We start from the raw sequence: 23525 nt of genomic DNA, 5'->3' as shown, positions 1-23525 counted from the left end.
CCTACGGTTTCACGCGGTCCGGATGCGCTGCCTGAAAGGCGGGGAGTTCAACGCATCTGGCGTCGATATCGCTGATGCGTCTGAAAGCAGTCATATCAACGCCCCAGCGGCGGGCATTGTAGACTTGGGGAACAAGGCAGAGATCGGCGATCGACGGCCTGCCGCCAAAGCTGAACGCGCCATCGGATTCGCCGAGCATGATCTCCAGCTTGCGAAGTCCATCGCCGATGAAATGCTTCATCCATTCCTCGCGAGCCTCGCCCTTGTCGGTCAGCGTCAGAAGATGCGAGACGACATGGAGGTTGCAGATCGGATGGATGTCCATGGCCATCGCATATGCGAGGGCGCGCACTCTGTGGCGATCGAAGCTATCTGATGGCAGCAATCCGTATTCCGGCCGAGACTCGGCCAGATATTCGATGATGGCCAGCGACTGTGTCAGCGTTTTCCCATCGATCACCAGTGTCGGCACGAGCCCCTGCGGGTTGAGCGCGAGGTAGTCCGGCATCTTGTGCGCACCGTCGAGCAAGTTGATCGGCACCGTCTGATAGTCGAGGCCCAGAAGATTGAGCGCGATCCGCACGCGATAACTCGCCGATGATCGCCAGTAGTCGTAGAGAATGATCTCGTTCATCCCCCGGCAGCTCCCTCGTATCTTCCCACCATCTGCTCGATTGCCCCGAAGATCGAATGGCCGGCATGATCCTTCATCTCGATGCGGACCTGGTCGCCGAACCTCATGAAGGGGGTCTTCGGCGATCCGCTCTCGATGGCCTCGATCATTCTCAATTCGGCAATGCAGGAGTATCCATCTCCTCCCACGCCCACCGGCTTGCCGGGGCCGCCGTCGAGCTTGTTGGAGATCGTGCCGGAGCCGATGATCGTACCGGCCACGAGGTGGCGGGTTTTGGCGGCATGGGCAATCAGCTGGCCGAAGTCGAATGTCATGTCGACGCCGGCATTCGCCTTGCCGAACGGCTTGCCATTCAAGCTTACGAGCAGCGGCAGATGCAGCTTGCCGCCATCCCAGACGTCCCCAAGCTCGTCCGGCGTCACCGCAACCGGAGAAAATGCCGAAGCGGGCTTGGACTGGAAGAAACCGAAGCCCTTGGCAAGCTCCTCCGGGATCAGGCCGCGCAGCGACACGTCGTTGACGAGCATCAGCAGCTGGATGGCGCCGCGCGCAGCCTCGGGGCTGGCTCCCATGGCAACATCGCCGGTGATAACGGCAACCTCGCCCTCCATGTCGATCCCGTAGGCCTCATCCGCCACGAGGATCGGATCGCGCGGCGCGAGGAAACCATCCGAGCCGCCTTGATACATCAGCGGATCGGTCCAGAAGCTTGCCGGCATTTCGGCGCCGCGCGCCTTGCGCACCAGTTCGACGTGGTTGACGTAGGCCGAGCCGTCGGCCCATTGATAGGCGCGCGGCAAAGGCGATGCGGCGTCGTGTTCGTGAAAGCGGATGGTCGGCTGAGCCCCCGTCTCGATGCCTTCGGCAACCAGCCGAAGTCTCGGAGCGACATGCTCCCAGTCGTCGAGCGCCGCCTGCAGGGTGCGGGCGATGTGGCCGACCTCTGAACAGCGGGTCAGATCGCGGGAAACGACGACGAGGCGGCCGTCCCTGGTGGAGTCCTTCAAGGTCGCAAGTTTCATGTCGCAGTTCCAGTGCCGGAGGGGCGGATCTTCATTTGATGCCCGGGGTCCCATCGAACTTGCGTTCCAGGCCATCCCAGCATTCGAGGTAATCCTCCTGCAGCGTTTCGAGCTCGGCTGCGTATTTCGTCAGCTGCTGCGGGTAGCGGGTCTCGAACATGAAGGCCATTGTGTGATCGAGCTTCACCGGTTTGAGTTCGCTGTTGGACGCCTTGTCGAAGGCGAGCGCATCCGGCCCATGGGGCAGCATCATGTTGTGCAGGCTGATGCCGCCCGGCACGAAGCCCTCCTCCTTGGCGTCATACTGACCATGGATCAGGCCCATGAACTCGCTCATGATGTTGCGGTGGTACCAGGGCGGCCGGAAGGTGTGCTCGGCGACCAGCCAACGCGGCGGAAATATCACGAAATCGACATTCGCCGTACCCGCATCTTCGGTCGGCGCAGTCAGCACCGAAAAGATCGACGGATCGGGATGATCGAAGCTGATCGCGCCCACCGGCGAAAACGTTCGCAAGTCATATTTGTAAGGTGCGTAATTGCCGTGCCAGGCGACCACATCAAGCGGCGAGTGGCCGATCTCGGTGACATAGAATTTGCCGCACCATTTCACATGGACGCGGCAGGGTGTTTCCTTGTCCTCAAAGGCGGCGACCGGCGTCTTGAAGTCGCGCGGGTTTGCCAGACAATTGGCGCCGATCGGCCCGCGGTCCGGCAATGTGAATTTCGCGCCGTAGTTCTCGCAGATATAGCCACGCCAGACCGTCTGCTCGCCGACTGTCGTGACCTTGAACATCATGCCGCGGGGGACGAGGCATATCTCCAGCGGCTCGACGTCCATGATGCCCATTTCGGTGAACACTCTGATGGCGCCGAGCTGCGGCACGATCATCAGTTCGCCGTCAGCGTTGAAGAAATAATCGTCGACCATGTCTTCGTTGAAAACATAGGCATGCGCCGACATGCCGACCTGAGTCACGGCATCGCCTGCCGTAGTCATCGTCCGCACTCCCTCCAGAAAGGTCAGCTTCTCCTCAGGCGCGGGGATGGGATCCCAGCGAAGCTGGCCGAGCGGCAGCGAATGTTCGTCCAGGCAAGGCGCGGTTTTCCAGAGCGGATAGGAGGCGTTCGAGAAGCGGCGGCTGTGACGCACGCTCGGGCGAATGCGGTACAGCCAGGACCGTTCATTCGTCCCGCGCGGCGCGGTGAAGGGCGAGCCGGAAAGCTGTTCGGCATAAAGGCCGTAATTGCATTTCTGCGGGCTGTTCTGGCCCTGCGGCAAAGCGCCGGGCAGCGACTCCGTCTCGAAGTCGTTGCCGAAACCCGGCATATATTTCAGCCTGTTTGCCGTCGCCGCTTCCGCATCGGCGGCCTGGATCGATGTCTGGTCCATGCTCAACTCCTCCCCGAAAACTCTACTGCGCCGTAGAGTTTACTCCGCTGCCGTGCCGATGACACCACGCTTGATCTGATCGGCTTCGATCGACTCGAAAAGCGCACGGAAGTTGCCTTCGCCGAAGCCCTCATCACCCTTGCGCTGGATGAATTCGAAGAAGATCGGGCCGATCACCGTCTTGGAAAAGATCTGCAGCAGGATTTTCGTCATGCCGCCGTTCACCACACCTTCGCCGTCGATCAGAATGCCGTGCTTCTTCATGCGGTCGATCGGCTCCCTATGGCCGTTCACACGCTCATAGGACATATCGTAATAGGTCTCGGGAGGCCCCGGCATGAAGCGCAGGCCGTTATCAGCAAGCCGGTCGGTCGCTTCGTATATATCCTCCGTTCCGACGGCGATGTGCTGAATGCCCTCGCCCCGGTACTTCTTCAGATATTCCTCGATCTGGCTGGTGTCGTCCTTCGATTCATTCAACGGTATGCGGATCTTGCCGCAGGGCGAGGTGATGGCGCGGCTGACGAGGCCGGTGATGCGCCCATCAATATCGAAGAAGTGGATCTGCTTGAAGTTGAACAGATTGCGGTAGAAATCCCACCACTTGTCCATGTTGCCGCGGACGACGTTGTGGGTGAGATGGTCGAGATAATAAAAGCCAATCCCGGTGGGATTCGGATTGGGCTCGCCAAGCCAATCGAACTCAGCCTCGTAAGCCGATCCCTTTGCCCCATAGGTCTCGACGAAATAGAGCAGCGAGCCGCCAATGCCGACAATCGCGGGAACGTCGAGCACTTTGTCATTTCCTTCATAGGGAACGGCGCCATTCGACACGGCGTGATCGAAGGCGTGCCTGGCATCGACCACGCGCCAGGCCATCGATGGAGCGCAGGGACCATGCTTTGCGACGAAACGGGCCGCATGGCTGCCGGGCTCGGCATTGAGGACATAATTGATGTCGCCCTGGCGCCAGACGGTAATGTTTTTCGTCTTATGCCTGGCAACCGCTACATAACCCATGCGCGTGAAGAGCTCGCTGAGCTTCTCAGGCTCGGGGTGGGCGAATTCGACGAATTCGAAGCCGTCGGTGCCGGCCGGATTGTCGGCGGTGATTTCCGACGGAGGTGCATCATGCGGGAACGGACCCATTTTCTTTTCCTCCAGAGGAGACTGCATTTTCTATGCAAACTATGGCTCAAAACACGCGCAAAGTTCTTGCGTTCTTGATGCAGGAGGAACAAATTATGCACGACCTGTGAGCATTATGGAGATTTTGCGCAATGAATGAGCCCCTCGACAAATTGGATATGCGCCTCCTCTTGGAACTTCAAAAGGATGGCAGGCTCACGAATAACGAGCTAGGTGAGCGGATCGCGCTTTCACCGTCGCAATGCTCACGCCGGCGCACCAGACTGGAAGCCGAGGGATATATTCGCAGCTACCGTGCCCACCTCGATCGGGAGAAGCTGGGGCTCGATATGCTGGTGGTCATTTCCGTCACGCTTGCGACCCACAACCGAGACAATGCCCGCCGATTTTCGCAACTGATCAACGGCCTGCCCGAGGTTCTCGAAGCCTATGCGCTGACCGGCGAAATGGACTATCACCTCAAGGTGGCGACCCGTGGGCTCGCCGATCTGTCGAAGTTCGTCAACGACGTTCTGCTGCCGCACGAATCCGTGCAGCACGTGAAAACCTCAATCGTGCTCGACACGCTGAAAACGTTCGAAGGCTATCCGGTGATGACGCCGGGCAGCCGGCATGGCGACAGCGCGCGATGATTTCGTCGCCGTGCTCAGAGCGGCAGTTCGGTGGAGAATTTCAGCTCGCGCAACACGAAGCTCGATACGACGGTTCGCACATGCGGATTGCGCATGAGATAGCGGGTCATGAAGGCTTCGTAGCTTTCGACGTCCCTCGCCCTTATCTTCAGCATGTAATCGAAGGCGCCCGACAAGGCGTAGCACTCCATGATCTCCGGCCGCTCCAGCACCACTGAAGCGAAAGAAGCCACCGCCTCCTCATGGTGATCCTCCAGCGTGACGTGGGCAATCACGCAGAGCTTGAGATCGAGTTTGCCGGGATCGAGCAACGTCACGCGCTTACGGATGACGCCGTCGGCTTCGAGTTCCTGGATCTTCCGCCAGGCCGAACTCTGCGACATGCCGGCCTTTTCAGCCAGGTCCGCCAGCGACAGGGTGCCGTCGGCCTGGATCAGCTGCAGAAGCTTGCGGCGGAAATTCCCAGTTTCTTTCATTTTAGCCGTCGCATTCGAAAGTATCGCCCACCACTATGGCGATAACCGGCATGAAAGAAAAGAAAATCCGTCCAACACGGAGCATAATGGCAGAAATATCGCCATTCCCGGGAGGATCAGCCAATGACCAAGGAAAGCAGCTACACCGCCAAACTGCCCGGCCCGGACGGCCTCTATGACTACACCCCCGAAGAAGATGCAATCTGGGGCGAACTCTACCGGCGTCAGATGAAGCTCTTGGCCGACAAGGCTTGCCAGGAATATCTGGACGGCGTCAAATTGCTGGGGCTCAGACCGGAGAAAGTGCCTCAGCTCCTCGATGTGAACAGACGCCTGAATGAGACCACCGGTTTCGGCGTCGAAGGCGTGCCGGCGCTCATTCCGCCTTCGCGCTTCTATGAACTTCTGTCGCAGGGCAAGTTCCCGCTGGCGACCTTCCTGCGCCGCCGCGAGCATATCGATTATATTGAGGAACCGGATCTGTTCCACGAAGTGTTCGGCCATTGCCCGCTGCTGACCAACCAGAGCTATGCCAATTTCGTCCGGCATTTTGGCGAAACTGCCATGCACCTCGGCAAGGGCTATTCATGGCATCTGTTCCGGATTTTCTGGTTCACCGTCGAATTCGGCCTGATCAACACACCGCAAGGACGCCGATGCTTCGGCGCCGGTATCGTCTCCTCGCCGAGCGAAGCGAAGGCGGCAACGGAAGGCACGGCGTGCGAATTCCGGCCGTTCGATTTGATGAGCGTGCTCCGGACGCCCTACCGCATCGATATCCTCCAGCCGATCTACTATGTCATCGACAGCTTTGCCGATCTCGAGTCGATCGTGGAGCAGGATATCGGCGGCGCGATCCTCAAGGCGAAATCGCTGGGAGATTTCGCCCCGGCTTTCGAAGCCAAGGCTTCGTAATCCTGACGCGGCGGTAGCGTGTGAGTAGTCGTCAGATCCTGCGTTTCACTTCGGATCGGCGGAGCTGCGATTGACGAATTCGACGCGGACGCCCGGCTTGACCATGCCGGCCAGCTCTTCGGCGTCCCAATTCGTCAGCCGTACGCAGCCATGCGAGCCGATCTTGTCGATGAGCTTCGGCTCCGGCGTCCCGTGTATGCCATAGGTCGGCTCCGTCAAATCGATCCAAACGCTGCCGACCGGACCGTTCGGTCCCTTCGGGATTGTTAGAACCTTGTCGTTCTTCCCCTGCTTGAAGTTGCGCTTCGGATCATATCGGTACACTGGCATTCGCGCGACACCCTTGACCTTGTGCTTTCCTGAGGGCGCCGGATTGTCCTCGCTGCCGATGGTCGCGGGATAGACGGCAAGCAGCGATCCATCCTCGCCATAGGCCAGCACCTGCCCTGCCTTCTTGTCAGCCTCGATGCTTTTGACCTTGCCTTGCCTGGGAGGGCCCGGATTAACGACCCACACCTTGTCGCCGGGCGCGAACTGCGAACCCGGGTTGAGCGCGTTCAAGAGATCGAGATCCATGTGGAAGCGCTCGGACAGCTTCTCCGCAACGCTGGTATAGCCGAGGCTCTGCATCTTTGCCTTCTCGCCGTAATCCTCAGGAATTCTGTCAACGAGCCCCGTGGCGTCCTCCGGCGAGACGACATAGCTTTCGATGATGGCCGAATTGTCTTCCAAGCGGGAGGCGACATCCGGATCCGGCCTGCCGTCGACAGGAAGCTTGTTCATCGCCTCGAACCCGGCCACAGCCTTGTCGACGTTCTCGCCGGAGAGACCATCGATCACGCCGGGAGAGGAGCCGGCACGGTCGAGCAGGACCTGGAGGCGGACGATCGCCGGATCCGGATCTGACGGCGACAGCTTTCCTTTCCCGATGTCGGCAAGGGAAGCGGCATTGATCGCTTCGGGACGAAGCTCCCGCGCGACGGCGCCGCCAACGGAGAGGGCCAGAGCGAGCAGCGACATCGGCAGGGCTGTTTTCATGGACAACAAATGGCCGACGTGGGAATTTGTTCCCACGTCGGGCCGGCGTTGTCGACGCAGCATCTACAAGTCCGCGAGACTCCGGTCACTGCGCCTTCGCTTGCTTCCTGGCTTCGCGTGATCTTGCGGCGTGCCGGGCGGGCCTCAGTTCTTCGATCGTCGGCTGCCACCATTCGGCATTTCGACGGGGAGACGTTTTCGCAGGCCAGGTACGGACAAGTTCGTCGAATGTCGGCACCCGCCAAACTCCCCAGAGATGATCCTCGGTGACACCGGGATAGAAGTCCGCGACCAGAGCCGGATCGACCAGTTCGCCGGTGATATAAGTAAAAACAACGATCCCATACGCGGTCGCCACCGGACGTCCTGTCGGCGGCAGGTCGTCGGCCGCAAGGGGGTAACGGCGTCGCTTGCGTTCCGCTGCGCGAAGCCTGCTGCGCACCTCCCCTTCGGTTCCCTTCCGCTCCTCGGCACGCCGTCGCCTCTCCTCCGGTTCGTTTCTGCGAGCCGCCGCTTCGATGTCGGGCCATCTGCGTCGCAGTTCCTCATAGGATCGAAAGGGCACGTGCCATATTCGAAGATCGCCGTCCCATAACGAGAACGGCACCTCGCGCAGCTCATCGACGACAGTTTTTGAATAAGGCGTGCGGATTCGAAAGCCGGCCTTGCCGAGTTCCAGATATGGACTGTCGATGGGATCGAAGGCGAAGGCATCGCGCCCCTTCGCATCCGCATGCGCGTCGGCTTCGGCCTCCAGCTCGGCAAGCCATCGACCGATGCGACGGGACGCGGTTCGGCCGGGAACGAACCAGGCTTTTCGCACGTCGTTCCAGCGGGCACGAGGGAAACGGTTCCGGAACTGGTCGACCGTTATCCTGTCGTAAGGAAAGGAAACCTCTGCACCTGGCTTCGGCTCATGGTCACCGAGCGACTTCTCGTCCCGGTCAGCGGGCGATTTTGTTTCGATCATAGGGGGAGAACGCTCCCGCGCCAGGATCGGTTTCCTCGGGCCGTGCGTCGCCTTAACGACGCTAGTGAACCGTCTTCGACGGCTTCTGCGGGTGCGAAATGTTATGCAGCGTCGCCATGAGCTTTTCGAACTCGTTCAAGACACGGTTGAACTCGGCGTCCGGCATCGTGACGATTTCCGATACCGTCGAAGAAACCGACGCGATCAGTTTATCGATCCAAACGCAGCGATCGGCCGGCACATTTCCGAGAATATCGCGACGAAGTATCTTCAACTCGCGAAGAATGCGAACGATAAGGGCTCCGCGCTCCGCCCTGCTCAAGAACGGAAGCCTTGTCTGCGCTTGGTGGATTTCTGCTATCAGCGTCGTCGCCATCCCCGCTCTCCGCCCCCTCAAATGCAACCGGATATCACAACCGGTGCGATTACAACACGGACTTTAGTCTGGCTAGGCGGCACGGTTCCATTTTGTACGCGCTGCCCCTCCATGGTTAATTGCTCGTCGCGACCAGATCCGACATGTCGCAATTGCGGCGTGGACCATCCCATGGCTGATAGGTGTTGTCTTCCGGCCGATACGATCTGTATCGGGCGGCACATCGGGCTGCCGCCTGCGCATTGACTTTCGTGCGGCCGTCTTCAGGGCTTGCGGCGATATTCTGCTGGAACGGTGAGGAGCATTCGCGGATCTCGCCCTTATAGGATCGGTAGCTGTTGGCCACAGGATCGAAGGAACGGTAGCGCTTGGCGCACCAGGCAAGGTGCTCGGCGGCGAATTTTGGCTGCGGTGCCTGCAGTTCTGTCGACGGACGAGCGGGTTGCGAAGCCATACTTGGCGCGACGGTCGCCGGAGCCTCGGTGACATAGCTGGAATAGACCGGCGGAATTCGCTCATAATGCTGCCGACGTGGATCGACCTTCACCGGACTCGTCGTCCATAGATCGGGGGCGGCAAGGTCCGTGAGCGCGGGCGGTCCGGAATCCGCCACCACATGCGAGGCAACGGAGGCCGCTGCCATGCAGGCGCCAACCGAGCTGACGATGCCGAAGGCGACGGTCGCAATGGCATTCATCAGCTCGCTCCCTGCTGTTGTGCCTGGGGGACCCAGACACGCGGCCCGGCGCTGCTGTGACCGCCGGTGGCGACCAGCACGGCGATAATGCCGGCGATCGCCAAGAGGATGGCGATCAGCGGCACGGCGAGACCAGCGGATTTCTCTTCGGAATAGATCATGTTCCCTCTCCTCGATCCGTGCGGCCGCACGACGACGCTGCCGTCCATCGTGCGGCCAACCTCAAAGCTGATGTGCGAAAGGAAGACGCGGCAGGGCCACGTGAACAATCACGTCACTTGATCACCTGAATCACCTTGCGGGACGAGGGTTCGACAATGACACGCTCGTCATTGACCACCGCGTAGGCATATGTCGGATCGTCCGGAACGGGGGTCACCACGACCGTTTCCGGCAGTGGCTGGCCGACGACCACCTTTTCCTTCACAACGACGCGTGCCGACGGTGCCGGAGCCTCGCGGACATAGGTGACGACCTTCTCAGGCGGCGGATCGATCGCCGTGCCGACGACTGCGCCGGCAACGCCGCCGATGGCAGCACCGGCGGGACCACCGACGATGGCTCCGGTGATTGCGCCACCAGCCGCACCATTCACGGTCGAGGACTGGGCGAATGCGACACCTGACATCAGGGTCATGGCAGTTGCCGCGCCTGCAATAAGCTTGAAGAGCATCTTTTCCTCCTTGCCTTTCAATGCGGCCTGCTTGCCGCTGCCAAACCAACTTGCTGGCAACGAGGTCGTTCCACGCCCCGGACCTCGGTCTGAGGCATCCCGGCCCTTGGTCTGGATTTCAATATTCGTTGGCGGCGCTATTCTCGACACGAACGCCATCGCATCGCCGGCTTGGGCAGGAGGCCGAAGGAGATGACACGATCCAACCGCCGGGAAGCTGGACGCAGGCGCCTGGCCATGCGTCTGCCGCAAATGCGGACGCTGATCATGCAGGCACGGGACCCGTGGCAGCTCGAGCTTTTCGAGGCCTATCAGATGGCAGTCGAAGCGCGTGATCGGCTTAGAAGACGACGGTTCAATTTGAAGCTGGTGCGGGAATATGACGAAACCTGTGTCGAGATCGAACAGCACGTCATCGGCGCGATCCATGCCCCTCCCCACCCCAACGACAGCCTCATCCCCTAATCGGCGACCGTCAGTTCAATCCAGGCGGCAGGGCAATGTTGTCCGTACGAGCCCCGGCACCGGCTATCCGCGCGCAAGAGGATGCCGGAAGGGGTTAAGGGGTCCGGCCGGAGACGACCAGGGCGCTCATGCTGCCGCAAGGGCGGGCGCCATGGCGGGACGCCACCCGCTCGGCCACCTCATCAACAATCTCCGACATGCGCTCCGGTGCCCGCGATTCAATTTCTCCGCTGAGCGGCGTGCCCCGGCAGAAAGCGGTCGCGACATCATGTGCTGTGGCCGCGGCAGAGGTCAGTTCGAGCCGTTCGCAGGAAACGGCCTCGAAGCCCGCCGATGACACTTCAGCCTTGATCGAGCCAGGGTCGAAATACGAATATGGCAGGCGCCTCAGGAAATCTGGAGGATCCGGCGGGAAGATGCCTGCCAGACATTCGTCCACACATCGTGCGAAATCGTTGGCAGCAAGCGAATCCCACGTCGAAAACAGGAAATGGCCTCCGCTCCGCAACACTCTCTTCGCCTCGCGATAAGCCTTCGGCTTGTCAGGAAAGAACATCACACCGAACTGGCACGCGACGAGATCGAACATCAAATGGGCGAACGGCAGATCCTGCGCATCCGCGTGCATCCAATGCGTTCGCGACATCGTCAGAGATGGTGCGCCGACATCGATCATCGCCTGGCTGAAATCGGTGGCAACGATCTCGGCCGTCGGATCGAGCTTCGCCCGCAGAGCGCGGGTCAAAGCGCCAGTCCCCGCCGCGACTTCGAGCACGCTGACCGGCTTCGACCGTTCGGCGACGATTGCCATCTCCGACGCGTAGGGCTCGAAAAGAATCGGTACGAGAAGGGCCTGGTAAAGGTCGGCGACGCCTGCCCCGAACGGTGTGGGTGACGCGACAAATGCGGCGTCTGCGCCGCCTTCGATGTTCGCAGAAGTTGTCACCATAAGCCTCCAAACCCAACTCCATCAGAACTGAAATATGGCTGAACCCGCTGTTGTCCACGGGGACGGACCTTGGTCCCAGGCCCCTTCGACCGAAGTCCCCGTAGAGGAACGACCGCCTGACCGCGTCGTTTGAACGATACGTAAGGAGATCCGCACATGCCCCAGAGGAACAGATCCCATGCCAATGACGCTTGGAACATCTCCGTCATCGCCCTCGTCATCGTTCTGGCCGGCCTTCTCTATGTCTTCGGCGCAGCCATGTCAGGCGATAGCCTCCAATTGACCGAGAGCATCAGAGGCGCAGAGGTCTTCGATACCAGGAATCTGCCCTGATCCCGTCTGGAAAAACTCTAAAGACGCGGTAGGTTAGTCGGCAAAGTCTCATGCCGGTATCAAAATGAATTGGCTTCGCCGCTGGAATGCCCGCTCACTCGCCTCGCAATTTTTCATCGCGGGTGGTTTGGTCTCGGTCGCCGCCATGTTTCTGGTGGGCATTCTTGTTACCCATCTGATCGAGGAAGCCGTCATTCATAATTCCGGCGCGGCGACGGCGCTTTACGTCGACAGTGTGGTGGCGCCGCTGCTTCCCGACATGCAAACGGAATCTCTGCTGGACGAAGGCAGCGCTCAGGCTCTCGACGAAACGCTCGGCCAGGGGGCGCTTGGCAGGCGCCTTGTCTCTTTCAGGCTGTGGCGAAACGACGGCACCATCCTCTACTCGAACAACAAGGAACTGGTGGGCCAGAAGTTTCCCCTGAACGCCAAGCTGCAGAAGGCATTCGCCGGCTCGCTCGTTGCGCGCTACGAGATTGCCGATGACCCGGAAAGCGGTACCGAGCGCGCGATCGGCAAGCCGCTGATGGAAATCTACAATCCGGTTCTCCAGCCGTGGTCCGGCCAGGCGGTCGCTGTGCTCGAATTCTACGAGACGGCAGAAGGCCTCGGCGACAGTCTGGCGCACGCGAGGCTGCAGAGTTGGGGGGCCGTCGCCGCTCTCACAGGGATCTTTTTCCTCGTTCTCTCCGCCCTGGTGTTTCGGGGAAGCCGCACGATAGAAGCACAGCGCAGGGATCTCAAGGAACGGGTCAAGGAATTGTCTGCGCTGCTGGCGGAAAATCGCGGGCTGCAGCGGCGGCTGCAGCGCGCCTCGCAGCGCGTGGCGGCGCTGAACGAAACATATCTGCGCAGCATCGGCGCCGATCTTCACGACGGTCCGGCACAGCACATTGCCTATGCTTCGCTGCGGCTGGACAGCGACTTATTGATCAACGCATCCACCGAACCCGAAGCACGGGAAAAAGAACTTGCCTGGATACGCTCGAGCCTCGCCGAAGCCATGACGGAAATCCGCAATATCTGCAGTGGCCTGGTGCTCCCGCAGATCGAAAAGTCGTCGATCACCGAGATCGTGCTGCGGGTCGTCGAAGCGCATCGGCACAAGACGGAAACCGTTGTCGAAACGATCATCGACGAGGATGGACCCGAACTCGCCGCTGCCGTAAAGATCTGTATCTATCGCTTCGTTCAGGAAGCCTTGAACAACGCCTATCGCCATGGCGGTGGCGTTCAGCAGACCGTGAAAGCCGTGTCGCACAATGGTCATGTTTGTGTGGCGGTCAGTGATCGTGGCGATGGTTTCGACCCGACGGAGGTGAGGCCGACAAGCCTCGGCCTGGTGGGGCTGCGCGAACGCATCGACAGCCTGGGGGGATCTTTCGATATCGAGACGGGCGAAGGGGGAACGACCGTGACCATGACCTTCGAGCCTATGGAAGCAGGAGACTAGAGATGACACCAATCACCGTCGGGGTCGTGGACGACCACCCGCTTTTTCGCGAGGGCGTAACGCGCAGCTTGTCGGAGATGAGCGACTTCGTGGTCATTGGCGAAGGCGCCAGCAGCGAAGACGCCGCCATGATCGCCTCGAACAACCGCCCCGATGTGATGCTTCTCGATGTTTCGATGCCCGGCGGCGGATTGGCTGCGATCGGCGATGTCCTGGCGCTGAGCCCGTCGACGAAAGTGCTGATGTTGACGGTGTCGGAGGAGGTGGACACGCTGCTCGGAGCCCTGCAGCAGGGCGCGATGGGCTACGTTCTCAAAGGTGTCGGCTCCCGCGGTCTCGCCGAAGCGATTAAAACCGTCCTCAGCGGATCGCGATATGTCTCGCCGACGATGTCGGCGAAGGCGATGGAAAATTCGCTGCAAAACGGAAACTCCGACAAGAACAGTCTGACGCCAAGGGAGCGCGAGGTGATGGATCTCGTCGCCCAGGGTCTGTCAAACAAGCATATCGGCCTGCGCCTCAACCTGCAGGAAAAGACCGTGAAGCACCATATGACACAGATCCTGAGCAAGCTCGGCGCTTCGAACAGGACCGAAGCGGCCCTGCAATGGCGCGAACGGCGATAGCGCCTGGTCGATCTGCGATCCCTACGGCGCCGTTTTCCGCATTCTGCCTCAGCGAAGGAAATTGCTCAGCCGGTTTGCGTCGCCAGCCGTCGCCTGCCTGCTTATGATCGTCCTGCCCTTCGAGTCCTTCATGATATAGCGGCCACTGCGAAGGCTTTCGGTGATGCCGTTCGCGTGGCGAACGTTGATCGACCCATCGGTGCCTTCGGTCGCTCTGGCCTTCGATCCTGTCGGCGACGAGGCTGATGAGGAAGAGGATCGGGCGTTGCTGTTGGAGCTTCCACCTGCGCTGCTGCCGGAACCGCCGTTTCCGCCCCCATTGCCACTGCCTCCCCCGTTGCCACTGCCTCCCCCGTTGCCACTGCCTCCGCCGTTGCCATTCCCTCCGCCGTTGCCGCTTCCGCCACCGTTGCCGTTCCCGTTATTGCCGTCTTTTGCCTCTGCGTGTTTCACCGCCAGAACGCGAAGCGAGCCATCGAGATTGATTGTCACAGGCGATGCGGCAACCACCAAGGCGACAGCCGCGCTGCCGCCCAATCTCAGAAAATCCCGTTTCGAGATAGTCAACGCCATTCCCTTGTTCATCCGTTTTTCGCCGTTCCTACGCTTATGGAAGGCCTTGAGGATTTTCGCTTTTCCGAAGCCTAAATGCAACCGGACCTAGGTACTAAGAAAAGGCAGGACTTTGGTCCGGCATGCAGTGGATGCGCCCCCAAGCGATGTCATCACAAATACTGACTCGGCGCGTATATTGTCGACATTGTCGCCGTGGTGTTGCTGGATGAGGCGCAGACGCATTTTTCTGGAACTTCTTTCCTCGTCATCGCTTTGATTATCAAAGTGCAACAGAGGACACCGCGATGCCGAACCCGAATGATTCACCCGCCGTCCAGTCCCTGCGAAAAGAGCAGGCAGAGCAGCGAAAACAGTCCCGAAAGGGCGAACTGGACAAAGCGATCGAAGACACGTTTCCCGCGTCTGATCCTGTTTCCGCCACTCATACCTCCATCCCCGCCGGTCGCAGCGATGTCGAGGCGGCTGAGCGGGTGAAGCGGGAGCCTGATCCGACCGCGCTTGACCAAGACTATCCGCTGGTCGATCAAGCCCTACGCTCCACCGGACAAATTGCCCGCGCCTCGGACAGATTCGATGCCGACCGCGAGGAACTGCGCGCGCTTCAGAAAGAAGCCGGTCGGATGGCGGAGTCCGCCTCGGAGCTGGCGTCCGGAACAGCCCGTCTGGCAAAGGCGGAAGCTAGGAGTTTCGTCCAGGACATCGAGGATCGGATCCGCCGGCAGCCCCTGACGGCTGCAGCGATCGTCGCCGGCATCGCCTTCGTCTTCGGCGCGACGCGCTGAGAGGACCACGATGGCGAGCCAATGGACCGGCGGCTGCCTGTGCGGATCCTGCCGTTACGAATTCGCCGGCGATCCGCCGCATTCGGGATACTGCCATTGCGACATGTGCAAGAAAGCGACCGGAGGTCCTTTCGCGGTTCTTGTCCAGGCCAAGGTTGAAGATCTCGTCTGGATAAAAGCTTCCCCTGCCGTATACCGATCCTCACCCATTGCGACACGCGGCTTTTGCGGCAAATGCGGAACGCCGCTCTTCCTTCAGTATGACGGCGACGAACTGATCCGCGTGACGGTCGGCTCGCTCGATCGCCCCGACAGGATTCGCCCGGCAGGTCATTACGGCGTGGAGAGCCGGCTTGACTGGGCCAACTGCGGGCGCGGACTACCGGAGGAGGAAACTCAGGAGCGCTTCTGAAGCATGCCGCGCAAAATCATGCTGCGGCTTTGCAGCGCTGACATGCGTTTGAAGTAGACCGGTGACGCGCGACAAGTGAACCTGTTAGATTGCGCCAGCTTCCCGATCTTGCCAGCACCGCTTCGCATGAGCTCTCATGAAAATCGCAACCTACAATGTCAACGGGATCAACGGGCGACTGACCAACCTGCTGCGCTGGCTGAAGGAGGATAGTCCCGATGTCGCCTGCCTTCAGGAACTGAAAACCGACGACGCCAGGTTTCCGCGAAAAGAGCTCGAACGGGCCGGCTACGGCGCGGTCTGGCACGGGCAGCGATCCTGGAACGGTGTCGCGATCCTGGCAAAGGACACGACACCGATCCTGACACGGCGCGGTCTTCCGGGCGATCCTGATGACACCCACAGCCGGTATATCGAAGCCGTCATCGAGGGCATGCTGATCGGATGCCTGTATCTGCCGAACGGCAACCCCTTTCCGAGCGCCAAGTTCGAATACAAGCTTCGCTGGTTCCGTCGCCTGCACGCCTATGCCGCCGAACTGCTCGAAATCGAGGTGCCTTCCATCCTTGCCGGCGATTTCAACGTCATGCCGACGGAGATCGACGTCTACAAGCCGGAGCGCTGGCGAGACGATGCGCTTTTCAGGCCCGAAGTCCGCAAAGCCTATGCCCGGCTCGTCTCCCAGGGTTGGACGGATGCCATCAGGCATCTGCATCCGGACGAGCGCATCTACACCTTCTGGAAATACTGGCGGAACAGTTTTGAGCGTGACGCGGGGCTTCGGATCGACCACTTTCTGCTCAGCCCGACGGTGGCGCCGTGGCTTCGATCTGCGACCGTCCGGCGCAAGCCGCGGGGGTGGGAGCATACGAGCGACCACGCACCCGTCATGATCGAGCTCGATATTGCCGCAGCTGAAGCCGGGTGAGCGGCAATGCCATCGATCGCAGAATATCGGGGAACCTGCGATGCCTGCCGGAGTTTGCCTGCAAAGGAGATTGTCCGATGCGCACGAAGCCCATTGCCGATTCCGTCAAGCTTCCGCCGAAATCGTTGAACGAGGATACTCGGGACGGCGAGTTGCCCGAAGCCAATATCGACGACCAGCGCAAGCCTCCCGTCAGCATGGGCATCTGCCGCGAGGCGGGCGACGGCGTCCCCGGCTCCGACCCTGAAGGGTCGGCATTCCTGCCCCGCAATTCTCCAACCGGAAGTGATCGTTATGGGCGAGAGCAAGAACTATCTCAATACCGATGAAATCCGGGCCGACGATCAATTGTCGCCGAAACCGATTACAACATCGCCTCATTCGCCGCCGTCCAGATCATAGATGCGGCCCGTCAACCAGGCGGGCCAGTCGCGTTCGAAAAAGGATCTGGCGCCTTCGTCCAAATTGCGGTTCGGACGGGTTGAAAGCCTGATCTCATCGCCGTCGAGCCTAACGACGATCTGCTCCTGGCGATGCGCTTCGCTTTCCTTGCGGAAACGATAGTCCTCCAGTGGACCGGCGCTCGCCTGCGGAAGGAATTCGCCCTCCGCATCGCAGATCGCGCGTGCACCCCGACTGCCGCCGCCCCTGCCAATGAAGAAGTCGAGCGCGCTCAGCACCGCTTCCGAGGCGAGCGCCATGTGCCGCCATTGCACACCTCGGACCGCTTCGGCCGCGCGGTCGTAGGCGAGGCCGTTGGCGCGGACTTTGGCGTTCAGCGCCCGCGCTTCGACCAAGGCCTGGCGGACGCTCCTTTGATCGCAGATGATGCCCGCCTTCTCGCTCATGCGCGCCTGCACCGCCGAGCGGACCGCTTTGACGGTGAGCGGGCTTTCAGTCCGCAGCGCGGAGAGGAGATCGGCGATGCCCGCCTCCGCGGCTTCCGGTACCGGTCCTGCGGCAGCCCGCTTCGCCCCGCCGCCGGCGCCGATGTGTTCGGCCACCCTGGTGCCGAAGACCTGTCCGGCATTCAGCGCCGCTCCACCGGGCCGTGTTACCCCATGTGTCCCTGCCGCTTCCCCGACCGCGTAGCAGCCCCTAAGATTGGTGCGGCCCCAGCTATCGACCATGATCCCGCCGTTCATGTGCTGGTTGTTGACCGCGAACTCCAGCGGCTCTGCGGCAATATCGATCTTGTAGCGGCGATAGAGCTCGATCGCGAGCGGGTTCATGTGCTTCAACCGATCGATCGGCATTTCCTGATCGGCGCCAGCCTTGCCGAGATAGAGACGGACGTCCTCGTCCAGCCGTTCCAGGCTGAATGGCAGGTCGCCGGGAACGGGCAGAGGATTACGATTGAAATCCATAAAGACGCGCCGACCCGCTGCGGTCTCACGGTAAATGGCGAGATCGACCAGGCTCGAGCCGAAATCAAGCAGGCGGGTCGCGTGGAACGGCCATTGATAGCCCTTACGGAAGATGTTTGACGCCAGCTCCTGGGTACTTCGATAATATCCCGCCAGGAAATGGTGTTCGGCGCCTTCGCCGTCGACCGAATAAATGTGCGGAATCGCCTGGACATATGTTCCGGACAGATTCCACGGGAATCCCTCCCTGCGCGTTCCAATGCCGAACTGGCTTTCGGTCAGGTTGACGAGTTCCACGCCCGCTTCCAGCGCCAGTCCGAGGGAGCCGAAGCAGCCGTTGGGATAAACGCTGTCACGATAAAGTTCGCCTGGGCCGCCGGCTGCGAGCACGATCACGTCACTCACGAACAAAGCGATGCCGAGCGGGTTTTCCTGCCTACGGTCGCCGGCGCGCATAACGAGCGTGCCGACGACGTTACGCTCAGCCCCCTCGCCTTCGATGAGGATTTTGACCGCGGTGGTCTGGTTGTAGACCGGCACGCCCAGTCGGATCGCCTCCTCCGCCAGCACCTTGACCATCAAGCGCGAGGTGCGCGGGCCGCAGCTGGTGGCGCGGCCGACCTCGTCATGGTCGGTCTGATATCTCAGCGTTCCGCCGAGCGGATCCTGGGGCAGCGGCAGCCCCAAGAACTGCAGCGATGCCATCATCCGTGACGAGCCGACCGCTTCGACATAGGCCGTGTCCTCGTCCATCGCGCCGCCGCTGCCGATGGCGCGGGCCATCGCCCGGTAATTGTCGCCCTGGTCGGCCGTGTTCGCGGTGTGGAGGGTTTGCTTGTCGGAGCCAGAGCAGGCCGAGGTTCCGCCCCATGCGCTTTGGCTGATAATGACGACATCGACGCCGCGCCGCTTCATTTCCACCGCCGCACGCAAACCCGCAGCGCCAGATCCGACGACGACGCAGCCGGCTCGGTAGATCGGTACGTCGATGCCAGCCAGGCGGGCTCGACCGGAAGCAGGCGGCTCCGGCGGAAGCCGCGGCATATCGACATCGGTCAGTGCGTCAAGAATTTCCTGCGGAACATCTATGGTCATCGGCGCGTCACAATCAATTGAGCGGGATATCCACCCAGCGTCTCTGCCGGGAGGACTCCATGCAGGCGTCGACGATCTGGCAGATGTGGTGGCCGGTACCGAATGTCGGCCACATCGGCTTGTTTGCGACGATCGATCTTATGACTTCGGCCACCTCGATGATCTTGCTTTCATTGTAGCCTATGCCGAAATTCGGCAGCGGAAGGAGGGCCCTGAAGGTGGGGTTCTCAGGCCCGACGTCGATCTCGCGAAAGCCCCGGCGTCCGGTGCTGTCGTCGTTAGAGTAAAAACGCAACCGGTTTATCTCGTCATAGGTATAGGCGATGCTGCCTTTCGTTCCGTAGACTTCGTAGGTCTGCATGAATTTGCGGCCGGTGGCGACGCGGCTGAAGTCGACGATGCCGGCGGCGCCGTTTTCGAACCGGCACAGCAGGTTCGTCGCGTCGGGATTGGTGATATCGGCCCAGGCCTCGTTGCCCGACAGTTTCACCTGCTCCCCATAGGCAAGCCCCTCGACGATCGGCCGGCGCGGGGTGACGATGAGATTGTCGGCGATCAGAGAGCTGACGCGGCCGACAAGGAAATCCATAAAGCTGAAGATGTGCGAACCGGTATCGCCGACGATCCCGGTCGGCGCGAGCTTGCCATCGGCGCGCCACATGAACGGTGCTGTGGGATCCCCATACATGTCGACGTGCTGGCAGCCGCGAAACAGCTTGACCTCGCCGATTTCACCGGATTCGATGATCTCTTTCGCCAGATCATGAACGGGGTTTCGGGGAAAGGCGTGTCCGACACGGGTAATGACACCCTTTTCTCTGGCGATCTCGGCCAGCTCCAGCGCTTCGTTAGCGGTATTCGCCAGCGGCTTCTCGCAATAGACATGTTTGCCGGCCAGCAGGGCCGCCTTGGCCACCGGATAGTGCAGATGGTCGGGCAGGCAGATATCGACGAGATCGACTTCGGGATCGGCAACCGCCAGCTTCCAATCCTGGTAGATCCTGGCCCCCGGCGCCCTGTTGCCAATATCCTGCGCTACGTCAGGGTTGCTGTCGACAAGCGCAACGATCCGCGCCGTTCCATCCGACACGCCGAAGAAATGCGGAAAGGTCTGATAGGCCATCGTGTGGACCTTCCCCATCCAGCCAGAGGCGCCAAGCACTGCAACTTTCACTACAGACATTGTCGTTACTCCTTAGCGTATTTCGGCGCGGGCCCGCGGCCTGGTATCATTGCGTTCATAGGCAAAGATCGCCGACGGCAGCGCAGGCAGGCCCCGGATGAGGTCCGATCCCTTTTCGCCGACCATGATCGTCGGCGCGTTGGTGTTGCAGGACGGCACGCGCGGCATGACGGAGGAATCGCAGACCCTCAGGCCTTCGAGGCCGTGCACCTTGAGATCGAGCCCGACAACAGCGTCAGGCCCTGTTCCCATCTTGCAGGTGCCCACCGGATGATGGTCGGTCTTGGCACTGGCGCAGCCATAGTCGAAAAGCTGCTCGTCGGTCATGACCTTCGGTCCCGGCAGCCTTTCGGCCATGACATAGGGTTTCAGCGCCGCCTGCTGCATGATTTCGCGGGCGATCTTGAGCCCCTCCAGTGACATCTTCCTGTCATGGGGATCAGACCAGTAATTGGGATCGATCAAAGGAGCCACAGCGGGATCGGCGGATGAGAGACGCACCGTCCCTCGCGAGCGCGGATGCAGATAGGCCGAGTTGAGCGTGACCCCGGCATTTTTGAGCCGCTCCACGCCTGCTTCGATGCCGGAACCCAGGCCGAGGTGGAACTGAATATCGGGAGACCGTGCGTTAGGATCGGCATACCAGAAGCCGCCGGTCTCGAAGAGCGACGAGGCGACCGGACCGGTGCGGAACAGGACATATTGTATCCCCGCCCAAAGCGTACGGTGCAGCTTCGCGACGCCGTCATAGGTGTGATCGCCGGTGCATTCGGCGATAACGAACAGATCGAGATGGTCCTGAAGATTGCCGCCAACGCCAGGCAGATCATGGAGGGGCTTGACGCCCACCGCAGTCAAATGATCGGCCGGCCCTATGCCGGACTGCAACAGGAGCTTCGGCGATCCGATCGCGCCTGACGAGACCAGGACTTCGCGTTCAGCGCGCACGACCTCCAGGCCGTGTCCGGTGGCGATCTCAACGCCGACCGCGCGGCCTGCCTCCAGCAGGATACGGACGACACGCGCGCCCGTGCGGATCGTCAGATTCTTCCGGTTCCTGATCGGCGAGAGATAGGCAAACGACGCCGACGACCGGCGGCGATTGCGCTGGGTGAGCTGGTAAAATCCGACGCCGGCCTGCTGGCGGCCGTTGAAGTCGTGATTGTAGGGTATTCCAAGCTCCTGTCCCGCGCGGATATAGGCGTCGCAGATCGGCAAGGGTGCAGCCGGCATCGAGACACCCAGCGGACCGCCATAGGCGTGGTAATCGTCGGCGAAACGCTGATTGTCCTCCGCACGTTTGAAATAGGGCAGGATCGAACGGTAGTCCCAGCCCGCGCAGCCATCTTCACTGGCCCAGAGATCATAATCGGCCGCGTTGCCGCGGGTGTAGAGCTGCGCATTGATCGACGAGCCGCCGCCGATGATCTTTGCCTGGGTATAGCGGAGCACCCTGCCCTTCATGTGCCTCTGGGGAACGGTTTCCCATCCCCAGCTGGCGACGCCCTTGGTCATCTTGGCAAAGCCGGCGGGCATGTGGAAAAGAGGATTCCAGTCACCTCCGCCCGCCTCCAGAAGCAGTACCTTGACATCGGGATCTTCGCTGAGGCGGCTCGCAAGAACACAGCCCGCAGGGCCGGCACCGGTGATGATATAGTCGAATCCCATTTTACTGTCCTATTTGAAGCCGGCGCGCGCCAACGGATCTGCCTGTGTCTGCAAGTCTGTCGACGCGATGTGATGGGCAACTCTGAGCGCTTGGCTGGCGACGGTGAGCGCCGGATTGACCGCAGCCGATGTGGGCAGAAAACCGGCGTCGACGACGAAAAGATTGCCGTGATCGTAGGACCGGCAGTATGGATCCAGTGGCGCCGTTGCCGGGTCGTTTCCGATGCGGATCGTTCCGCACTGATGGGACGGCGTGCGTTTGTCGAAGGGTCTGGACAACACGATCGGAAAACCGATCGACCGCAGGATCGCCTTCAGCTTGGCGACCAGCGCAAGATGCGCGTCCCAGTTGGTCCTCTGCCATTTGAGGACGATCCGATCGCCATCGACCATCACGCGGCTTTCGGGATTCGGAACGTCCTCGCTCATCGCATAGAAGTCGATGGCATGGTCCGTCATGAAACGCAGAAGCCATTCCGGCGCCTGCGGCAAAGAGCCCTTAAGGACCTTTTCGGAAATACGCCCCAGCAACTGCACATTGCCGAGCGGCGGTCCGCCCTCCCCGTCCGAGAGATAGAAGTCGTTGAAGGCGAAGGTCTTCTGGTAGACGGCGGTGTTCCTGAAGCGCGGCGAGACTGCTATCACAGCCGAGGCGTTGTGGTTCATGAAGTTGCGGCCCACCTGATCGGAAGAATTGGCGAGCCCCCTCGGGAAGCGGTCGTTTTTCGAACGCAGCAAAAGCACGGATGACTGCACCGCACCGGCGGAAAGGATGACGATCCTGGGCGAGACGGTCAGCGTCTGTCCGTCCTTGACATAGGTGACCCGGTCGATCCGGTTCCCCGCCCCTGTGTCGAGCCGTATCACCCGCGCATTGGTCTCAAGCCGCACGTTCTCGTGTTTCAGCGCCACCGCGAGGGCTGCGGTCTCGGCATCCATCTTGCCGTCTCGTGAATGCGGATGTGCATCCCAGGGCGTACGTGCCTTGGAGAGCCAGGCTTGGAGATCCAGACCGAGCGGCAGCGAAAACGGGTGCAGGCCTTTCGCCTTGAGGCGTGCCCTGACTTCGGCGATCGGCGCCTCGTCGGGCACGGGCGGGAATCCGTAGGCAACCGAGTGATGCGGTTCGGTCGGATCTTCGCCAAGAGTGCCGCGGACCTGATACATCAGCTCCGCCTGCGAATACCATGGCTCCAGCTCTTCATAGGGAAAGGGCCAGGCGGGCGAAACGCCTTCCCGATGTTCGATGACCCCGAAATCTTCCTTGCGATAGCGCGACAAGACGGCGCCGTAGAATTTCGAATTGCCGCCGACATTGTAATAGTTGCCGGGGTTGAAGCCCCTGCCGTCCGCCTCGTACCAGGTTTCCTTCGGCCGGAAATGCCCACGCTGGAAGATGGCGCGCTGGTCGCGATTGACTGGAAGATCGGCGATATGCTCGCCGGCTTCGAGGACCAATATCTGCGCACCAGATACAGCCAGGCCGGCAGCGACGGTGGCGCCGCCGACGCCCGAGCCGATGATGACGATGTCTGGTGAACCGCTCATGTCAACACCTTGCCAATCACGCGATGCGGGCCTGGCTGTCCGGGTCGAAGAACACAGCCTTGTCGAGATTGAAGGCGAGGCGTGTGTGCTGGCCGGGTGCGATGCCGGCATCGGCGCGCAGTCGGGCGACCACTTCCTTGCCGCCGAGCTTGGTGACGGCGAAGG

General features: G+C 61.0%; 27 protein-coding genes and 1 pseudogene. 10 read left to right on the top strand and 18 right to left on the bottom strand.

Features of this window, described 5'->3' with window-relative positions; translation table 11 throughout:
- Position 1: 1 nt before the first annotated feature.
- The 4 genes from maiA to hppD are packed head-to-tail and all read right to left on the bottom strand — an operon-like array spanning position 2 to position 4198.
- Positions 2–634, bottom strand: a complete 633-nt coding sequence (gene maiA, locus HJB91_RS12815; RefSeq protein WP_221154901.1) for a maleylacetoacetate isomerase — start codon at positions 632–634, stop codon at positions 2–4.
- Complete coding sequence (locus tag HJB91_RS12810; RefSeq protein WP_221154897.1) at positions 631–1656, bottom strand: fumarylacetoacetate hydrolase family protein; 1026 nt, start codon at positions 1654–1656, stop codon at positions 631–633. The genes maiA and HJB91_RS12810 overlap by 4 nt, the downstream gene beginning before the upstream one ends.
- A gap of 31 nt (positions 1657–1687) precedes the next feature.
- Positions 1688–3049, bottom strand: a complete 1362-nt coding sequence (hmgA, locus tag HJB91_RS12805) for a homogentisate 1,2-dioxygenase (protein ID WP_210628194.1) — start codon at positions 3047–3049, stop codon at positions 1688–1690.
- A 39-nt stretch (positions 3050–3088) separates the two neighbouring features.
- Positions 3089–4198, bottom strand: coding sequence for a 4-hydroxyphenylpyruvate dioxygenase (gene hppD, locus HJB91_RS12800; RefSeq protein WP_221154896.1), 1110 nt, complete (start codon positions 4196–4198; stop codon positions 3089–3091).
- 131 nt (positions 4199–4329) lie between these two features.
- On the opposite strand from hppD, the gene HJB91_RS12795 reads away from it, so the two are divergent.
- On the top strand, positions 4330–4830 hold the full coding sequence (locus HJB91_RS12795) for an Lrp/AsnC family transcriptional regulator (RefSeq protein WP_221154895.1): 501 nt from the start codon (positions 4330–4332) through the stop codon (positions 4828–4830).
- Between the two features lie 14 nt (positions 4831–4844).
- On the opposite strand, the gene HJB91_RS12790 is transcribed toward HJB91_RS12795, so the two are convergent.
- Entirely contained in the window at positions 4845–5306 is a 462-nt protein-coding gene (locus HJB91_RS12790) for an Lrp/AsnC family transcriptional regulator (protein ID WP_064801990.1), read from the bottom strand.
- Between the two features lie 123 nt (positions 5307–5429).
- On the opposite strand from HJB91_RS12790, the gene HJB91_RS12785 reads away from it, so the two are divergent.
- On the top strand, positions 5430–6221 hold the full coding sequence (locus HJB91_RS12785) for a phenylalanine 4-monooxygenase (RefSeq protein ID WP_210628198.1): 792 nt from the start codon (positions 5430–5432) through the stop codon (positions 6219–6221).
- 45 nt (positions 6222–6266) lie between these two features.
- Here the strand turns inward: HJB91_RS12785 and HJB91_RS12780 are convergent, their stop codons facing one another.
- The 6 genes from HJB91_RS12780 to HJB91_RS12755 all read right to left on the bottom strand — a co-directional run bounded on the left by HJB91_RS12780 (position 6267) and on the right by HJB91_RS12755 (position 9975).
- A complete protein-coding gene (locus tag HJB91_RS12780; RefSeq protein WP_210628199.1) occupies positions 6267–7259 on the bottom strand; it encodes a L,D-transpeptidase in 993 nt (330 codons plus the stop codon).
- 85 nt (positions 7260–7344) lie between these two features.
- Positions 7345–8229, bottom strand: coding sequence for a hypothetical protein (locus tag HJB91_RS12775; protein WP_210628200.1), 885 nt, complete (start codon positions 8227–8229; stop codon positions 7345–7347).
- 61 nt (positions 8230–8290) lie between these two features.
- The gene (locus HJB91_RS12770; RefSeq protein ID WP_210628201.1) at positions 8291–8605 is read right to left on the bottom strand and encodes a hypothetical protein; all 315 of its coding nucleotides are present in this window, start codon (positions 8603–8605) and stop codon (positions 8291–8293) included.
- A 115-nt stretch (positions 8606–8720) separates the two neighbouring features.
- Positions 8721–9302, bottom strand: a complete 582-nt coding sequence (locus HJB91_RS12765; protein WP_221154893.1) for a BA14K family protein — start codon at positions 9300–9302, stop codon at positions 8721–8723.
- A complete protein-coding gene (locus HJB91_RS12760) occupies positions 9302–9463 on the bottom strand; it encodes a hypothetical protein (protein WP_210628203.1) in 162 nt (53 codons plus the stop codon). Before HJB91_RS12760 ends, HJB91_RS12765 begins: the two co-directional genes overlap by 1 nt.
- A 113-nt stretch (positions 9464–9576) precedes the next feature.
- Positions 9577–9975, bottom strand: a complete 399-nt coding sequence (locus tag HJB91_RS12755; RefSeq protein ID WP_210628204.1) for a DUF1236 domain-containing protein — start codon at positions 9973–9975, stop codon at positions 9577–9579.
- Positions 9976–10167: 192 nt separating this feature from the next.
- Here HJB91_RS12755 and HJB91_RS12750 point away from each other — a divergent pair, with 192 nt between their 5' ends.
- Positions 10168–10440 (top strand): hypothetical protein, encoded by a 273-nt coding sequence (locus HJB91_RS12750; RefSeq protein WP_210628205.1) that lies wholly within the window; start codon positions 10168–10170, stop codon positions 10438–10440.
- Between the two features lie 94 nt (positions 10441–10534).
- Here HJB91_RS12750 and HJB91_RS12745 read toward each other — a convergent pair whose 3' ends face one another.
- Positions 10535–11389 (bottom strand): methyltransferase domain-containing protein, encoded by an 855-nt coding sequence (locus HJB91_RS12745; protein WP_210628206.1) that lies wholly within the window; start codon positions 11387–11389, stop codon positions 10535–10537.
- Between the two features lie 156 nt (positions 11390–11545).
- Here HJB91_RS12745 and HJB91_RS12740 point away from each other — a divergent pair, with 156 nt between their 5' ends.
- The 3 genes from HJB91_RS12740 to HJB91_RS12730 all read left to right on the top strand — a co-directional run bounded on the left by HJB91_RS12740 (position 11546) and on the right by HJB91_RS12730 (position 13801).
- On the top strand, positions 11546–11722 hold the full coding sequence (locus tag HJB91_RS12740) for a hypothetical protein (protein WP_210628207.1): 177 nt from the start codon (positions 11546–11548) through the stop codon (positions 11720–11722).
- Between the two features lie 64 nt (positions 11723–11786).
- Positions 11787–13175, top strand: a complete 1389-nt coding sequence (locus HJB91_RS12735; RefSeq protein WP_210628208.1) for a sensor histidine kinase — start codon at positions 11787–11789, stop codon at positions 13173–13175.
- Between the two features lie 2 nt (positions 13176–13177).
- The gene (locus tag HJB91_RS12730) at positions 13178–13801 is read left to right on the top strand and encodes a response regulator transcription factor (protein WP_210628209.1); all 624 of its coding nucleotides are present in this window, start codon (positions 13178–13180) and stop codon (positions 13799–13801) included.
- Between the two features lie 48 nt (positions 13802–13849).
- Here the strand turns inward: HJB91_RS12730 and HJB91_RS12725 are convergent, their stop codons facing one another.
- Positions 13850–14368 (bottom strand): hypothetical protein, encoded by a 519-nt coding sequence (locus tag HJB91_RS12725; RefSeq protein WP_221123912.1) that lies wholly within the window; start codon positions 14366–14368, stop codon positions 13850–13852.
- A 293-nt stretch (positions 14369–14661) separates the two neighbouring features.
- Between HJB91_RS12725 and HJB91_RS12720 the strand changes: the two genes are divergently transcribed.
- From HJB91_RS12720 to HJB91_RS12705, 4 genes are all read left to right on the top strand, one after another.
- The gene (locus tag HJB91_RS12720; RefSeq protein WP_210628210.1) at positions 14662–15159 is read left to right on the top strand and encodes a hypothetical protein; all 498 of its coding nucleotides are present in this window, start codon (positions 14662–14664) and stop codon (positions 15157–15159) included.
- Positions 15160–15169: 10 nt separating this feature from the next.
- Positions 15170–15571: a GFA family protein gene (locus tag HJB91_RS12715; RefSeq protein WP_210628211.1), complete on the top strand. Its 402-nt coding sequence runs from the start codon at positions 15170–15172 to the stop codon at positions 15569–15571.
- 136 nt (positions 15572–15707) lie between these two features.
- A complete protein-coding gene (xth, locus tag HJB91_RS12710; RefSeq protein WP_221146510.1) occupies positions 15708–16499 on the top strand; it encodes an exodeoxyribonuclease III in 792 nt (263 codons plus the stop codon).
- Positions 16500–16576: 77 nt separating this feature from the next.
- On the top strand, positions 16577–16828 hold the full coding sequence (locus HJB91_RS12705; RefSeq protein ID WP_259669953.1) for a hypothetical protein: 252 nt from the start codon (positions 16577–16579) through the stop codon (positions 16826–16828).
- A 48-nt stretch (positions 16829–16876) separates the two neighbouring features.
- On the opposite strand, the gene HJB91_RS12700 is transcribed toward HJB91_RS12705, so the two are convergent.
- The 5 genes and pseudogenes from HJB91_RS12700 to HJB91_RS12680 all read right to left on the bottom strand — a co-directional run.
- Positions 16877–18961 (bottom strand): FAD-binding protein, encoded by a 2085-nt coding sequence (locus tag HJB91_RS12700; RefSeq protein WP_221154892.1) that lies wholly within the window; start codon positions 18959–18961, stop codon positions 16877–16879.
- A 13-nt stretch (positions 18962–18974) separates the two neighbouring features.
- Positions 18975–20144: a Gfo/Idh/MocA family protein gene (locus tag HJB91_RS12695; RefSeq protein ID WP_221154889.1), complete on the bottom strand. Its 1170-nt coding sequence runs from the start codon at positions 20142–20144 to the stop codon at positions 18975–18977.
- A 12-nt stretch (positions 20145–20156) separates the two neighbouring features.
- A complete protein-coding gene (locus HJB91_RS12690; RefSeq protein ID WP_221154887.1) occupies positions 20157–21812 on the bottom strand; it encodes a GMC family oxidoreductase in 1656 nt (551 codons plus the stop codon).
- Between the two features lie 9 nt (positions 21813–21821).
- On the bottom strand, positions 21822–23360 hold the full coding sequence (locus tag HJB91_RS12685) for a GMC oxidoreductase (RefSeq protein WP_210628218.1): 1539 nt from the start codon (positions 23358–23360) through the stop codon (positions 21822–21824).
- A gap of 16 nt (positions 23361–23376) precedes the next feature.
- A pseudogene (locus HJB91_RS12680) lies at positions 23377–23525 on the bottom strand (sugar ABC transporter ATP-binding protein); the annotation flags it as partial.

Source organism: Rhizobium sp. NLR10b (assembly GCF_019685435.1).
Taxonomy (GTDB): domain Bacteria; phylum Pseudomonadota; class Alphaproteobacteria; order Rhizobiales; family Rhizobiaceae; genus Rhizobium.
The sequence above is the reverse complement of the archived record's forward strand: the minus strand, read 5'-3'. Positions and strand labels throughout refer to the sequence as shown.

Coding starts and splice junctions, on each gene's coding strand:
- maiA (WP_221154901.1), bottom strand. CDS start 634: ATGAACGAGATCATTCTCTACGACTACTGGCGATCATCGGCGAGTTAT.
- HJB91_RS12810 (WP_221154897.1), bottom strand. CDS start 1,656: ATGAAACTTGCGACCTTGAAGGACTCCACCAGGGACGGCCGCCTCGTC.
- hmgA (WP_210628194.1), bottom strand. CDS start 3,049: ATGGACCAGACATCGATCCAGGCCGCCGATGCGGAAGCGGCGACGGCA.
- hppD (WP_221154896.1), bottom strand. CDS start 4,198: ATGGGTCCGTTCCCGCATGATGCACCTCCGTCGGAAATCACCGCCGAC.
- HJB91_RS12795 (WP_221154895.1), top strand. CDS start 4,330: ATGAATGAGCCCCTCGACAAATTGGATATGCGCCTCCTCTTGGAACTT.
- HJB91_RS12790 (WP_064801990.1), bottom strand. CDS start 5,306: ATGAAAGAAACTGGGAATTTCCGCCGCAAGCTTCTGCAGCTGATCCAG.
- HJB91_RS12785 (WP_210628198.1), top strand. CDS start 5,430: ATGACCAAGGAAAGCAGCTACACCGCCAAACTGCCCGGCCCGGACGGC.
- HJB91_RS12780 (WP_210628199.1), bottom strand. CDS start 7,259: ATGAAAACAGCCCTGCCGATGTCGCTGCTCGCTCTGGCCCTCTCCGTT.
- HJB91_RS12775 (WP_210628200.1), bottom strand. CDS start 8,229: ATGATCGAAACAAAATCGCCCGCTGACCGGGACGAGAAGTCGCTCGGT.
- HJB91_RS12770 (WP_210628201.1), bottom strand. CDS start 8,605: ATGGCGACGACGCTGATAGCAGAAATCCACCAAGCGCAGACAAGGCTT.
- HJB91_RS12765 (WP_221154893.1), bottom strand. CDS start 9,302: ATGAATGCCATTGCGACCGTCGCCTTCGGCATCGTCAGCTCGGTTGGC.
- HJB91_RS12760 (WP_210628203.1), bottom strand. CDS start 9,463: ATGATCTATTCCGAAGAGAAATCCGCTGGTCTCGCCGTGCCGCTGATC.
- HJB91_RS12755 (WP_210628204.1), bottom strand. CDS start 9,975: ATGCTCTTCAAGCTTATTGCAGGCGCGGCAACTGCCATGACCCTGATG.
- HJB91_RS12750 (WP_210628205.1), top strand. CDS start 10,168: ATGACACGATCCAACCGCCGGGAAGCTGGACGCAGGCGCCTGGCCATG.
- HJB91_RS12745 (WP_210628206.1), bottom strand. CDS start 11,389: ATGGTGACAACTTCTGCGAACATCGAAGGCGGCGCAGACGCCGCATTT.
- HJB91_RS12740 (WP_210628207.1), top strand. CDS start 11,546: ATGCCCCAGAGGAACAGATCCCATGCCAATGACGCTTGGAACATCTCC.
- HJB91_RS12735 (WP_210628208.1), top strand. CDS start 11,787: ATGAATTGGCTTCGCCGCTGGAATGCCCGCTCACTCGCCTCGCAATTT.
- HJB91_RS12730 (WP_210628209.1), top strand. CDS start 13,178: ATGACACCAATCACCGTCGGGGTCGTGGACGACCACCCGCTTTTTCGC.
- HJB91_RS12720 (WP_210628210.1), top strand. CDS start 14,662: ATGCCGAACCCGAATGATTCACCCGCCGTCCAGTCCCTGCGAAAAGAG.
- HJB91_RS12715 (WP_210628211.1), top strand. CDS start 15,170: ATGGCGAGCCAATGGACCGGCGGCTGCCTGTGCGGATCCTGCCGTTAC.
- xth (WP_221146510.1), top strand. CDS start 15,708: ATGAAAATCGCAACCTACAATGTCAACGGGATCAACGGGCGACTGACC.
- HJB91_RS12705 (WP_259669953.1), top strand. CDS start 16,577: ATGCGCACGAAGCCCATTGCCGATTCCGTCAAGCTTCCGCCGAAATCG.
- HJB91_RS12700 (WP_221154892.1), bottom strand. CDS start 18,961: ATGACCATAGATGTTCCGCAGGAAATTCTTGACGCACTGACCGATGTC.
- HJB91_RS12695 (WP_221154889.1), bottom strand. CDS start 20,144: ATGTCTGTAGTGAAAGTTGCAGTGCTTGGCGCCTCTGGCTGGATGGGG.
- HJB91_RS12690 (WP_221154887.1), bottom strand. CDS start 21,812: ATGGGATTCGACTATATCATCACCGGTGCCGGCCCTGCGGGCTGTGTT.
- HJB91_RS12685 (WP_210628218.1), bottom strand. CDS start 23,360: ATGAGCGGTTCACCAGACATCGTCATCATCGGCTCGGGCGTCGGCGGC.